Source organism: Desulfocurvus sp. DL1XJH-121 (genome assembly GCF_054819825.1).
In genome coordinates this window covers 1-12,821 of sequence record NZ_JBTVWW010000038.1, presented here as the reverse complement: position 1 = coordinate 12,821, position 12,821 = coordinate 1, and the positions used below count along the sequence as shown (strand labels likewise).

At 64.8% G+C, this 12,821-nt stretch carries 14 protein-coding genes; 4 read left to right on the top strand and 10 right to left on the bottom strand.

All coding sequences use genetic code 11. The features are described 5' to 3' along the window. Positions 1–62: 62 nt before the first annotated feature. The 8 genes from ACYYG1_RS16695 to ftsY all read right to left on the bottom strand — a co-directional run bounded on the left by ACYYG1_RS16695 (position 63) and on the right by ftsY (position 8,430). Positions 63–866, bottom strand: a complete 804-nt coding sequence (locus ACYYG1_RS16695; protein ID WP_461211472.1) for a hypothetical protein — start codon at positions 864–866, stop codon at positions 63–65. A 322-nt stretch (positions 867–1,188) separates the two neighbouring features. Continuing rightward, complete coding sequence (locus tag ACYYG1_RS16690; RefSeq protein ID WP_461211471.1) at positions 1,189–1,689, bottom strand: MauE/DoxX family redox-associated membrane protein; 501 nt, start codon at positions 1,687–1,689, stop codon at positions 1,189–1,191. Continuing rightward, complete coding sequence (locus ACYYG1_RS16685; protein WP_461211470.1) at positions 1,686–3,557, bottom strand: methyl-accepting chemotaxis protein; 1,872 nt, start codon at positions 3,555–3,557, stop codon at positions 1,686–1,688. Before ACYYG1_RS16685 ends, ACYYG1_RS16690 begins: the two co-directional genes overlap by 4 nt. An 81-nt stretch (positions 3,558–3,638) precedes the next feature. Further along, positions 3,639–4,418, bottom strand: coding sequence for a rhodanese-like domain-containing protein (locus tag ACYYG1_RS16680; protein ID WP_461211469.1), 780 nt, complete (start codon positions 4,416–4,418; stop codon positions 3,639–3,641). 422 nt (positions 4,419–4,840) lie between these two features. Beyond that, on the bottom strand, positions 4,841–5,707 hold the full coding sequence (purU, locus tag ACYYG1_RS16675; RefSeq protein WP_461211468.1) for a formyltetrahydrofolate deformylase: 867 nt from the start codon (positions 5,705–5,707) through the stop codon (positions 4,841–4,843). A gap of 1 nt (position 5,708) precedes the next feature. Beyond that, on the bottom strand, positions 5,709–6,188 hold the full coding sequence (locus ACYYG1_RS16670) for a pyridoxamine 5'-phosphate oxidase family protein (protein WP_461211467.1): 480 nt from the start codon (positions 6,186–6,188) through the stop codon (positions 5,709–5,711). Positions 6,189–6,274: 86 nt separating this feature from the next. After that, on the bottom strand, positions 6,275–6,958 hold the full coding sequence (locus ACYYG1_RS16665; protein WP_461211466.1) for a glycosyltransferase: 684 nt from the start codon (positions 6,956–6,958) through the stop codon (positions 6,275–6,277). 170 nt (positions 6,959–7,128) lie between these two features. Then, on the bottom strand, positions 7,129–8,430 hold the full coding sequence (gene ftsY / locus ACYYG1_RS16660) for a signal recognition particle-docking protein FtsY (RefSeq protein WP_461211465.1): 1,302 nt from the start codon (positions 8,428–8,430) through the stop codon (positions 7,129–7,131). Between the two features lie 194 nt (positions 8,431–8,624). Between ftsY and ACYYG1_RS16655 the strand changes: the two genes are divergently transcribed. From ACYYG1_RS16655 to asnS, 3 genes are all read left to right on the top strand, one after another. Further along, on the top strand, positions 8,625–9,116 hold the full coding sequence (locus tag ACYYG1_RS16655; RefSeq protein ID WP_461211464.1) for a YbaK/EbsC family protein: 492 nt from the start codon (positions 8,625–8,627) through the stop codon (positions 9,114–9,116). Between the two features lie 62 nt (positions 9,117–9,178). Next, positions 9,179–9,694, top strand: a complete 516-nt coding sequence (locus tag ACYYG1_RS16650; protein WP_461211463.1) for a GNAT family N-acetyltransferase — start codon at positions 9,179–9,181, stop codon at positions 9,692–9,694. After that, positions 9,691–11,082, top strand: a complete 1,392-nt coding sequence (gene asnS / locus ACYYG1_RS16645; protein WP_461211462.1) for an asparagine--tRNA ligase — start codon at positions 9,691–9,693, stop codon at positions 11,080–11,082. The genes ACYYG1_RS16650 and asnS overlap by 4 nt, the downstream gene beginning before the upstream one ends. Positions 11,083–11,142: 60 nt before the next feature. Here asnS and ACYYG1_RS16640 read toward each other — a convergent pair whose 3' ends face one another. Next, positions 11,143–11,346 (bottom strand): hypothetical protein, encoded by a 204-nt coding sequence (locus ACYYG1_RS16640; RefSeq protein ID WP_461211461.1) that lies wholly within the window; start codon positions 11,344–11,346, stop codon positions 11,143–11,145. A 520-nt stretch (positions 11,347–11,866) separates the two neighbouring features. Between ACYYG1_RS16640 and ACYYG1_RS16635 the strand changes: the two genes are divergently transcribed. Continuing rightward, on the top strand, positions 11,867–12,448 hold the full coding sequence (locus ACYYG1_RS16635; protein ID WP_461211460.1) for a TetR/AcrR family transcriptional regulator: 582 nt from the start codon (positions 11,867–11,869) through the stop codon (positions 12,446–12,448). Positions 12,449–12,563: 115 nt separating this feature from the next. Here the strand turns inward: ACYYG1_RS16635 and ACYYG1_RS16630 are convergent. Then, positions 12,564–12,821, bottom strand: a 258-nt coding sequence (locus tag ACYYG1_RS16630) for a hypothetical protein (RefSeq protein WP_461211459.1), incomplete at its 5' end; no start/stop codon positions are given.

Genomic DNA, 12,821 nt, shown 5'->3' with positions numbered 1-12,821 from the left:
ATAGGCGGCCGAGGCGGCCGCCTAGAAATCACCCCGCCAGGGGCGGCAGTGTCAGGTGAATACTATCTCTGTACACCAATTTTGTCTCGTCGAGTGTTTCGCTGAATCCAGCTTGCTTTGTAAGCAATTCTGTACACAATTTTTTTGTCGAGTGTGATATTGATAATGCTGGCAGTATGATTGATTTGTGGTATTGGCGACAAGTGGCCTACTTTGCGTATCAAATCTATCCATAATGTTAACATGTTTCTCATTACTGTATCAATATAGGACATGGTACTAGAACTAATTGCTTCATATAACTCCAAATTACTCAAATCTATTTCAGTAATCATTTTTTTCCAGTAGAAGAATTCTTCCCGGAGCTCACAAAGCTGACCATATGTTTCTGCTACCATCATTGGATATGGTGCATCTAAAGAAAGAATGTGGTCAGATGTTATAAGTTTGTCTATCACTGCTAGTCGTGGCGCATAATGTGGGTATCCAATTTCTGGGTGATCTGACGTTTCGTTTTCTGCTATACGTTTAATGTTGTTATTGTGAGAATGCTCTATGGCTGACACATGGTTTAAATTTTGCCAAAATTCATATGCCAAAATTTGAAGTGTCGAGTTTGTATTTTTTGCTATTCTTCTTTTCTCAATCATATTTGTAGAAGCGATTGTGAAAGGTATTACAAAAAATAGAGCAACGGCAGAGATAAAACCGCTATTAGCGTTTGCTATCTTAATGAATAATATAAAAAGGAGCATAAAGATAAGCGCAAGGAGAAAGAGTGTTGAATACCTTTTTAGCTTGGACTCGTCTTTGCAATTTAATGCAAGCCAGTTTATACAATATTGAATCACTGCGATGCTTTTCAATGTGCACCTCGAATTGCTGATGGTGAGTATGTATCTTGTATTCTATAAATTTGATATTTTCAACAGAGTCTGGAACGATTTAGAAAGGATTTTGAACCACTAACTGTGCTAATTTATCCAACTAAAAGCCCCTTCGGCCATGTGGCTGAAGAGGCTTTATGGCATTTTGGGGCAGGCTATTCGAAGACGATGGTCTTGGTGCCCGCCAGCAGGATTCGGTCCTGGTGGAGATGCCAACGCACGGCGCGGGGCAGGAGGGTGCGTTCCGGCTCGCGGCCCAGATCCTTGAACTAGTCCACGGTATGGGAGTGGGAGACCCGAACTACCGCGCTGTTCCGGCCGCCCGCTTCGGCCGTGGCCAAGCGGCGTAGAGCCACACGCAGCCCACCAGCATCACCGCGTCCCGCGCAAGGGCCAGTCGCAGTTCCCCGGTCCCCACGGGCGGCGCGTCGCCCAGCCCGAAGCAGCCGCAGTCGGCCTCCAGGCCGCCCAGGATGCCGTATCCCAGCACGCCCATGAACAGCGCGAGCTGGCCCGTTATCAGGGCCAGGGCCCCGCGCCGCTTGCAGGCCAGGCCCAGGCCCGAGGCGATTTCCAGCACGGGCAGGGCCACGGACAGGACCCTGGCGAGGCGCCAGGGCACCAGCCCGTATCCGTCGATGGCCAGGGCGAAGGCCTCGGGGGCCATGAGCTTCACGGCACCGGCCCAGACGAAGACCAGGGCCAGGCCCAGGCGGATAACGGCCAGGATGCCCCTGCGTCGGAGCATCCTGGCCAGCGCCCCGTGGTGGGACGGGGCGGGGGTCCGGGCCGCATCGCTCATCGCCGCTCGGTCTGGCGCGAGAAGGGCTGCATCCCCTGCGCCCGGTGCGGCGTGGGCGGTGCGGCGCCGGCTGCGGGCCCGTTACCGGCGGGGTTGTCGGCCGCCTTGTTGATCTCAGAGATGAGTCCGTTGAGCCCCTGGGCCAAGTCCGAGAGGTCGCGCACGGCCTGATCGGTCTGCCGGATGCCGCTCGCGGTTTCGCTGACTATGCCGTTGATTTCCTCCACGGTCCGGCTGATCTGCTTGGTGCTCATGGACTGCTCTTCCGCCGCCGTGGCCATGGAGCCGACCTGCACGGCGTTGGCCGTGATGACCTGGACGATCCCCTCCAGGGCCAGCCCGGCCTCGCCCGAGAGCGTGGTGCAGCGGGCCACGGCCTCCACCGCGCCGTCCATTTCATTGATGTTGAGGCGCGTGCTGTCCTGGATGGAGCGGATGGCCTGTCCCACCTCCTTGGTGGCGGTCATGGTCTTTTCCGCGAGCTTGCGCACCTCGTCGGCCACCACCGCGAAGCCCCGCCCGTGTTCCCCGGCCCGGGCGGCCTCGATGGCCGCGTTCAGGGCCAGGAGGTTGGTCTGGTCCGCGATGTCGGCGATGACGTTCATCACCGCGCCGATGCGCTCGGCCTTCTCGCCCAGGTCGTCCAGGCTGGCCTTCATCTCGGTGACCTTCTGCCGCACCAGGGTGGTGGCGTCCACCACGTCGCACACGGTGTCCGCCCCCTGCTCGGCCTTGCCCTTGACCTCGTCCGCGGTCTGGGCCGCGTCGCCCGCGTTGCGGGCCATGTCGGTCACCGTGGCGTCCATCTGTCCGATGGCGGTGGCGGTTTCCGTCAGGCGCTCGCGCTGCTGGTCCGCGCTGCGGGCGATCTGCTCGGATTGCGCGGCCAGCTCCTCCGAGGCGGCGGCTAGGCGGTCCGCGTAGTCCTTGGCCCGGACGGCCATCCCGCCCATGGCGTCCAGGAGCCCGGATATCCGTGTCCGCTCCGATTCGGCGGCCTCCCTGGACTGGTCGACCAGCCGGACCTGCTCCTCGATTTCCCGGCTCTTGGCGTCGGCCTCCCGGATGCTTTGCTTGAGGCTGCGCATCATGGCGCGGAAGGCGTCGGCCAGCATGCCGACCTCGTCCTTGCGGTGTATGTCCACCTCGATGTCCAGCTGCCCGGCGGCGATCTTTTCCGCGCATTCCGCCAGCCTGCGCATGGGCCGCACCAGCAGGCGGTTCAGGGACATCTTCTGGAAGACCAGGATGAGCACCGTGGCCGCGAGCAGCAGCCCGGCACCGTAGGCCGCCATGGTTTGCTGGGCGCGGTCCTTGAATTCCATGGCCTCGGCCCGGGTCCTGGCGTTGGCCTCGGACAGCTCCCTGAGCTTGGCCTGGATGGGCGCGGGGTCGAGGCCCAGCTCCACGCGCCCCACGGCGTTGCCCTCGAAGAGCACGGGCTTGAAGAGCAGCTTGCCGCCGTCGACCGGTTGGCCCGAGCGCAGGGGGGCGTTCTCCAGGTCGACGAGGGGCGAGCCGTCGGCGTTGGCGAAGCGCGCGAAGGCGATGGACGGGTTCTGCTCGCGGATGGCCAGCATCCGCTTGAGGGGTTCGAAATCGTAGTTGTTGATCAGCCCCCCCGAGCCGAGCAACAGGGAATCCAGCACCGAACCGGCGGATGTCTCCTGCTGGTCCTGCATCAGCCTGCCCAGGTCCTCGTTGCGTTTTTCCAGGGCGGCCTGGGAGGTCTCGATGAGGGTGTCGATGTGGCTGTTGGCCATCAGCACGAGGACCAGCACGATACCGGCCACCGAGGCCACGATGCTGACGGAGTTCTTGATGGTCTGGAAAACTGTTCGCCAGGCGGCCGGCGCTGAAGTCTGCATGTTGGTCACCTCGTGTCGGGGAGAGGGCCCGGGGCCCCGACGGGGCCCCGGGCGTCGGCAGTCTGTCGTCCTCGGTCGCCCCTACTTCTGGATGGCCTTGCGCACGCCGCCTTCCAGGAACAGGTAATTGGCCTGGCCGGCGTCCTCCAGGTAATACTGGAGCCAGCGGACCTGCTTGCCCACGGCGTCGAACACGAGCAGGTTCTTGCCCTTGAACGCGCCCTTCGTGAGCAGGGGGATCAGCCGCTCGAAGGGGATGCTCTTGACCTTGGCCACGTCGGGCAGCTGGTCCTTGCGCTGCATGGGGTCGCGGATGTCGATGACCTCGGCCCCGGCGGAGGCCTTGGCCTTGAACGCGGCGAAGTCCACCAGATGGTCCTTGAACTGGGCCTTGGAGATCAGCTTGGCCGGGTCGGCGGGGCTTTTCCCGAGCAGGGTGGTCTCGGCGGGATAGACCTCGACCCAATGCGGCACGCCGGCGTCGTACACGAAGACGTTGGCGAACCCGGCGTCCTTGGCCGCGCGGCAGGCCTTGTAGGACTTGGCGCAGGTCACGCCGTTGCAGTAGAAGGCCAGGTTCTTGGCGTCGGCCTTGCCCCGCACCTTTTCCAGCTGGGCCAGGAAGTCCTTTTGCGAGATGGGGATGTGCCTGGCGCCGTTGACGTGGATGACCCCGTATTCCTCGGAGGAGCGGACGTCGACGATCACGGCCTGGCCCTTTTCGACCCAGGCGTGCAGGTCGGCCGTGGAGACCGGGGCCAGGTCCTTGAATTCGGGCTTGTCGCGCAGGGGAAAATCGGCCGCCAGGGCCATGGTCGCGGAACAGAACGCCAAGAGGAACAGAAGAACGAATCTTTTCATTATGACCTCCAGATGGTTGGTGACGCCCCCCGCCGCGGGAGGGCCGCTTCGTCCGGCGCCGGGGCCGCCGCGTCCTCGGACGGGCGGATGCGCGGGCGAGGCGTCATCTGGTGTTCCAAGAGATGTGCCAATCTGTAGATTTGTTCATCTTCCTATAATTGTTGAATAATAATTTAGACGAGGCGAAGGGCGAGGGCGCGCGGTGCCAACACGGGTAGGCGGATTTGCCTATTTATGTTGGCGTATTGCGGAGATGCGTCCGGAGGAGGGGGCGCGGGCGGCGCCCCTTCGGCCAGGGCGGTAGTCTGCGGGAAAGGGAGACAGGAGGGCGCGGCGCCAACACGGATAGGCTGTCCGCCTATTCGTGTTGGCGACCGCCGCGGCCCCGCCGGGAAGCGGGCCGGGGCGTTATGGTGCCGGGATTATTCGAAGACGATGGTCTTGGTGCCCGCCAGCAGGATGCGGTCCTGGAGGTACCAGCGCACGGCGCGGGCCAGGATGGTGCGCTCCAGCTCGCGGCCCAGATCCTTGATCTGGTCCACGGTGTGGCGGTGGGAGACCCGGGCCACGTCCTGCTCGATGATGGGCCCGGCGTCCAGCTCCTCGATGACGAAGTGGGCCGTGGCTCCGATGAGCTTCACGCCCTTGTCGAAGGCCTGGCGGTAGGGGTCCGCGCCCACGAAGGCCGGCAGGAACGAGTGGTGGATGTTGATGATGCGCTCCGGGAAATGGGACACGAACTCCCCGGACAGGATCTGCATGTAGCGCGCCAGCACCAGCAGGTCGGCCTTGCCCTCCAGGAGCTCCAGCATGGCCGCCTCGCTGGCCGCCTTGTCGCCCTTTTCCACGGGCACGTAGTGGAAGGGGATGCCGTGGGCCTCCACGTCCTCCTTGAGGTCCGGGTGGTTGCTGATGACCATGGATATCTCCGTCTCCAGCTTGTCCCGGCGGTAGAGCCAGAGCAACTCCTGCAGGCAGTGGTCCTCGCGGGAGACCATGATGGCCGTGCGCTTGACGGCGGCGCCGTAGCTGATGCGCCACTGCATGTCGAAGCGCGGGGCCACCACCTCGGCGAAGGCCGTCTCCAGGGCCGGGGCGGACACGTCCATGTGCGGGGTCTGGAACTCCAGGCGCATGAAGAAGGTCCCGCCCTGGGGGTCCGAGGAATACTGGTCCAGGGTGGTGATGTTCACCCCGTGGGAGGCCAGGAAGTTGGTCACCGCCGCCACGATGCCCGGGCGGTCCGGGCAGGTGATGCGCAGGCGCGCGAGATTCTTGAGATCGCTCATGCTAGCGGTTCCACCCGTGCTTGGCCCCGCGCATGGATTCGATGTCCAGGCGCATGACCAGGGTCTTGTCCAGGACCTTGGGGTTGAAGTCCCCGTCGGCCCAGTCGGTTTCGGAATAATGGGCCATGATGGCCTTGAGCCCGGCGAGCTTGTCCTCGGGCGCTTCCAGGAAGACCACGCGGCCGTAGCCCACCACGGACTTGAACTTCATGGTGTATCCGCAGGGGCCGTCGCTTTCGATGACGGCGGTGTCCGCCTCCAGGGAGAAGCACACGCGCTGGTCCGCGCGCAGCATGGCGGCCTTCTTGCCCTTCAGGGAGGAGTGCAGGAACAGGCAGCCCTGGCCCAGGCCGTAGCTCATGGGCACCACGTAGGGCCCGTCCTCGCCGCACATGCCCAGGTGCAGCACCAGGGCCTTTTCCAGGACCCGGGCCAGCTCTTCCTGGTCGGTGATTTCGCGTTCGGGTTTGCGATCGATCATGGTCGTGCCTCCTTTCGGCTGGGGCATGTGTATGCCAATGCCCCGGGGCTGGCAAGGCGCGGGCGGGGCGGGATGCGGCCGGGCGGCTAGGGGCGGGGGGCCAGACGCCCGGGGGAGACGCCCGCCAGAAACAGGGTCCGCAGCAGGAGGTCGCGGCCCACACGGCGCAGCGCGCCCCGCTCGCGCCAGCGCCCGGGCGAGGTCTCCACGCTCCTGCGCAGGGTCAGCAGGCGCTCGCCGCGCCGCCGGGCCCGGAGCATGATGTCCAGGTCCTCCAGCAGGGGCAGGTCCGCGAACCCGCCCAGCAGCCTGAAGGCCTTGCGCGACAGGAATTGGGCGTGGGCCCCGCAGGGCGCGCCCGTGCAGCGGGCGAAGAGGTTGGCGGCCAGGGCCAGGAACCAGAGCAGCGGCCCCGAGCCCTTGGGGAAGCCCAGGCTGAAGGCTCCGCCCGCATAGCCGTCCCCGATGGTCCCCGCCGCCAGGAGCAGCCCGTCCTGGGGCAGGTGCGTGCCCGCGTGCAGGAACAGGAGCACGTCCCCGGCCGAGGCCCGGGCGCCCTCGTTCATCTGGCGCGCGCGGCCCGGCTCGCAGGCCAGCCCCGTGACGCCCGCGTCCAGCACGGCCAGGGTGTCGGCCTCGGGCGCGCCGTCCACCACCACGATGTCCACGGGCCCGGGAGCGGGCAGGGAGCGCACGTGCTCCACCAGGGCCCGGATGCCCCGGGCCTCGTGCAGAACGGGAATGATGACGGATATGGACGTGGCGCTCACTGTTCTGTCCTTTCGCCCTGGCGGATTATGGGAAAGTCATGCCAGGCAGGCCGTTCAAAAATAGTGAGATGCAAGGCGCAAGGCAAATGCAAGACCGAAGCGTACTCCCTGTACGCGAGGTTTTGCATTTGCCGCAGCAACGCCGCAGATCGCTGTTTTTCAACGGTCTGCTAGGAACCCAGGAGCGCGGTGGCGAAATCCTGGCCATTAAAGGGCCGCAAGTCTTCCATCTTCTCGCCCAGGCCCACGAAGGTGATGGGGATGCCGAACTGCAGGGCGATGGCCACCACCACCCCGCCCTTGGCCGTGCCGTCCAGCTTGGTGAGCACGATCTCGTCCACTCCGGCGGCCTCGGAAAAGAGCTTAGTCTGGGACAGGGCGTTCTGGCCCGTGGTGGCGTCCAGCACCAGGATGGAGCGGTGGGGCGCGCCCGGGTGCTTCTTGCCCAGCACGGCGCGGATCTTCTTCAGCTCCTCCATGAGGTTCACCTTGGTCTGCAGGCGGCCCGCCGTGTCCACGAACACGATGTCGTAGCCGTCACGCACGGCCACGTCCACGGCCTCGAAGGCCACGGCGGCCGGGTCCGCGCCCTCGCCCTTGCCGAAGAAGCCCGCGTCCACGCGGTCCGCCCAGACCTGCAGCTGCTCCATGGCCGCCGCGCGGAAGGTGTCGCCCGCGGCCACCAGGACCTTCTTGCCCTGCATGCGGGCGCGGTGGGCCAGCTTGGCGATGGTGGTGGTCTTGCCCGCGCCGTTGACCCCGATCATCAGCACCACCTCGGGCGGGTTCACGGCGGTGATGCGGCGCTTGGTCTTGAAGACCTCAGCCAGCTCCTCGGCCATGAAGCCCTTGAAGGCCGCCGAGTCGCTGGTGTCGGCCTTGCGCGCGCGTTCGCGCAGGTTTTCCACCAGCCGGTGCGTGGCGTCGAAGCCCACGTCGGCCATGATCAGAATCTCCTCCAGCTCCTCCCAGAACTCGTCGTCCATCTGGTCGTGGCTGGAGAGCAGGCCGTCTATCTGGCGGGTGATGCGGTCCTTGGTCTTTTCCAGGCCTTCGGACAGCTTCACGAACAGGCGCGAGCGCTCGTCCTCCTCGTCCTCCAGGTCCAGGGCCAGGGCCAGGCGGTACTGCAGCTCCGAGCGGAAGTCCTCCACGCGCTCGTATTCCATCATCGCCAGCCAGGCGGAGAAGCTTCTGACGAATTCGGCGGCTTCCTCGTCCGGCGCGCCCAGGGCCGAGAACAGGAACGCCAGGCGCTGATCCAGCATCCCGCCCCGGGTCTCGACTCCGGCCAGCACCAGGTCCAGCCACTGGGACAGGCGGGGCTCGGCCTGGCGCAGGGCCAGGGTCAGCTCCTCCTGCCAGGCCTCGTACCCGGCGGCCTGCGCGGAGGAGGCCCCGGCGGCCTCGCCGGCGGAAGACCCTGCGAGGTCCTCTTTTTTCCAGAACTGCAGTTTCGAGAAGAAACCCATTATAGTCTCCTTTGCGCGGGGGGCTTCGGGCCGCCCGCAAGGCGGGTGTAGCGGGTCGGTGGCGGTCCGCGGCGAAATCGGATACAGCCAGCGGACGGCGCGCCGGCGGAAGTTTGCGCCGGTGCCTTGAACCAGGGGTTACTTTGCCCAGATGTTCGCCCGCGTCAAGTGCGGCGCGGGCCGCCGGAGGGGGCATGAAAACGGATACGAAACTCGGCGTCAGCGCGGCGCGCGTGCAGCGGGCGCTCGAGGCCCGCGGCCTGTCCCTGAACGTGGTGGAGATGCCCGAGGCCACGCGCACCGCTGCCCAGGCCGCCGAGGCCGTGGGCTGCTCCGTGGCCCAGATAGCCAAGTCCATAATCTTCCGCGCCAAGGACAGCGGCCGCCACGTGCTGGTGGTCGTCAGCGGGGCCCACCGCGTGGACACGGCCAAGGTCGAGGCGCTGTTGGGCGAGGCCGTGGGCAAGGCCGATGCGGACTTCGTGCGCACCAAGACCGGCTACGTCATCGGCGGGGTCCCGCCCCTGGGGCACGCCGAGGAGCCCGTGGTCTTCCTGGACCGCGAGCTCATGGATTTTCCCTCTGTCTGGGCCGCTGCGGGCACGCCGCACGCTCTGTTCAGTCTGACCCCCGAGGAGCTGGTCCTGGCCTGCGGCGGCAAGCCCGCCGACGTGGCCGAGGACTAGCCCGGGCCTCAGCCCCGGGGCCGTCCCTGCCCCGAAATTCAGCATCCACAGGAGACGCGAGCATGCTGATCCGCAAGGCAGTCCTGCAGGACCTGGAGAATGTATGGGCCGTGCATGTCGCGTCCATACGGCGATTGTGCAAGGATTGGTACACGGCCCCGCAGATCGCGGCCTGGACCGCGGCCCTGGCCCCGGCCCTGTACGCGCCCGCGCTCGCGGGGAAGGTTTTCCTGGTTGCCGAGGGCGCGGACCTCGCGATACAGGGCATGGCGATCCTGGACCCGGACGCAGGGGAGGTCTGCGCCGTGTACGTGCACCCCGACCATGCGGGAAAGGGCGTGGGCCATGGGCTGCTCGCGGAGCTTGAGGCCGCGGCCCGCGGCGGCGGCCTCGCCGAACTGGCCGTGAAATCCACCCTCGGCGCCAAGGGCTTCTATCTAAGGAATGGATATCAGGAGCATGAGGCCGGGCTCCACCGCCTGCCGGACGGGACCAGCCTCGCATGCATTGCAATGACCAAACGCATCGCGCCCGGCGCGATGGGACCGAAACCGTCAACAACGCGAGGAAGCAGATGAACCGCATCAAGGTCAAGGCCGCCCTGGGCGCGGACGCCCCGGCCGAGGGCGTGCGCGTCTGCGGTTGGGTCCGTACCCGCCGCGACGGCAAAGGCTTCGCATTCTTGGAGATCAACGACGGGTCCTGCCTGGGCAACATCCAGGCCGTGGTGGACGAGGGCCTGCCCGGCTGGGAGCACATGCCCCGGGTGAACACGGGCGCGTCCGTGGCCGTGGACGGAGACCTGGTGGAGAGCCCGGGCAAGGGCCAAAAATGGGAGATGCGGGCCACGGCCCTGACCCTGTTCGGCGAGGCCGACCAGGAGGACTTCCCCTTGCAGAAGAAGCGCCATTCCGACGAGTTTCTGCGCTCCATCGCGCACCTTCGGCCGCGCACCAACAAGTACGGGGCCATGTTCCGCATCCGTTCCGAGGCGGCCCAGGCCGTGCACATGTTCTTCCGCGAGCGCGGGTTCGCCTACGTGCACGCGCCCATCATCACGGGCTCGGACTGCGAGGGCGCGGGCGAGATGTTCCGCGTGACCGCCCTGGATCCCACCGACGGCGGCGCGCACACCTTCGAGGAGGACTTCTTCGGCAAGGAGGCGGCGCTCACCGTGTCCGGCCAGCTGGCCGCCGAGATATTCGCCACGTCCCTGGGCGACGTGTACACCTTCGGCCCCACCTTCCGCGCCGAGAATTCCAACACCCCGCGCCACGCCGCCGAGTTCTGGATGATCGAGCCGGAGATGGCCTTCTGCGACATCCACGGCAACATGGACCTGGCCGAGGAGTTCCTCAAATATCTGGTGCGCCACCTGCGCGCGCATTGCGCCGAGGACCTGGAGCTGTTCGCCAACTGGGTGGACAAGGAGCTCACCGCCACCTTGGACATGATCGAGCATGAGACCTTCGTGCGCCTGCCCTACACCGAGGCCGTGGAGATTCTCGAGAAGAACTCCAAGACCAAGAAGGGCAAGGACCGCTTCGAGTATCCCGTGTCCTGGGGCATCGACCTGCAGACCGAGCACGAGCGCTTCCTCACGGAGGATCACTTCAAGAAGCCGGTCATCGTCTACGACTACCCCAAGGACATCAAGGCGTTCTACATGCGCATGAACGAGGACGGCAGGACCGTGGCGGCCATGGACGTGCTGGTGCCCCGGGTGGGCGAGATCATCGGCGGGTCCCAGCGGGAGGAGCGTCTGGACGTGCTCCAGGCGCGGCTCAAGGAGCTGGGCATGCCCGAAGAGGACTATTGGTGGTATATGGAGCTTCGGCGCTTTGGGTCCGTGCCCCATTCGGGGTTCGGCATGGGCTTCGAGCGGCTGCTCATGCTGACCACGGGCGTGGCCAACATCCGGGACGTGATTCCCTGTCCGCGCACGCCCCGGCACCTGGAATTCTAGCCGCGGCAACGGGCGCGCGGGCCGTTGCCGCCCGTGCGCCCGACCTGGACCGGGTTTTTCCTAGTCGTTTCGGCGGTCCGCGGGACCGCGCCGCTCGCGGGTCTGGCGGCGTTCCTCGGGGGCGCGGCGCTCCCTGAGGCTGCGGCGTTCCTGGTTCCCCATGTCGCGTTGCATCTGGCGGCGATCCGCGGGCACCTGGCGGCGGTCCTGCATCTCCCTGCGCTCCTCGCCCGAGCGCCGTGTGCTCTCTGTTCTGCGATCCATGCCGCTCATCTCGTCTTCTCCCTGTGGCCTGGGGGTTTTTCTGAGCCTAGCACGCTCCGGCGGCGTTGTGAACGCCTTGGGCGGGCCGTCGGGCCGTTGGGAGCGAATTTTTTCACGACCGTGATTTTTTTGGGTTGACACCTGCGCACCCATGGCCCTAAATGGACCCATGACTGTTTGAGTGTTCAAACAGTGCTTCTTCCGATTACGGTCGGTTGAACGAAAAGCCATGCCGGGATTAGATTTGTTGGTTGACGGAATGTGGTCCGCTACGCCGGGGGGTGGTCCCCCGGCGAGCGGCCCCCGGCTGGGCGGCTCCGCCGCTCCTCCCTCTTGGGACTCCGCCGTGCGTTTCAGCGACGGCTTTGTCTAGTGATACTCCCTGTCCCCCGTCGGCCCCTGCACAGGGGCCGACGTGTTTTCGGATCAAGGCCCGTGCGGCGTTGACGCACGTGCATTGAGCATATAAGCATGCTAACCCGGACTCGTTCCGGAAGGGGTGTTCTACAAGGTGGGTTGTATGACAAAGAAGGAATCGCTTCTCAAGGCGGCCAAGGAGTTGTTCGGCGAATTCGGCTACAACGAGACCACGTTCAAGAAGATTTCCGAGCGCGCGGACGTGGCGTTGGGGTTGTTGACGCATCATTACGGCAACAAGGAAAAATTGTTCCTGGCCGCTGGCTTGGACGTGCTGGAGCAGTTCAAGAGCCGTTTGCGGGCCGCCGTCCAGGGCGCGGAGACCGGCCTGGAGGAAGTGCGGCGCTTCTGCCAGGAGTATCTGGCCTTTTCACTGGATCCCGAGGAGGACTTCATGGTCCTTATCCGCTGCTCCCCGTACAGCGACCTCAAGGCGCACGAGGACCGCAACATCATGGAGGAGAAGTTCTCCGAGGTGCTGCGCATCCTGGAGCGCGGCGTGCGCAGGGGAGTGGAGGACGGCAGCATTCTGGACCTGCCGCCCGTGGAGACGGCCACGGCCGTGACCTGCAACCTGGTGGGCTCCGTGCGCACCAAGCTGCTCACGCCCTACAGCCCTCCGTCCCTCTATGATGATATGCTGGCCTTCATCACCCGTTCCCTGGACGCCAAGCGCGGCGCATAGGGGCACCGAGGGCCGCATCGTGTTTCGGGCCGCTCCGCCGCCAGGCGGAGCGGCCCGTTCCTTTTTGTGGGTTCCGCCGCGGGCCAAGCGGATTGGCTGATATTTTATCAAGTGATTACAGCGCGATGAAATCTTTTTCAGGGAACGCACGTTTTTGTGTTGACGGCCACTGCGGGTTTCTATAGAACGCTTTCTCCGGCGTGAGACGGCAGCCGGCCAAAACGGCCGGCGATTTTTTTGAAAAGTTCTTTTGAAAAGTCGTTGACACTCCGGTCCGCCTTCGGTAGGTTCTCCCTCCCGCTAAGGCGGAAGCCCACAAGGGCAGCGTTCTTTGACAATTAAATAGCGAGTTGGGAAAACCTGCTTTAGGCAG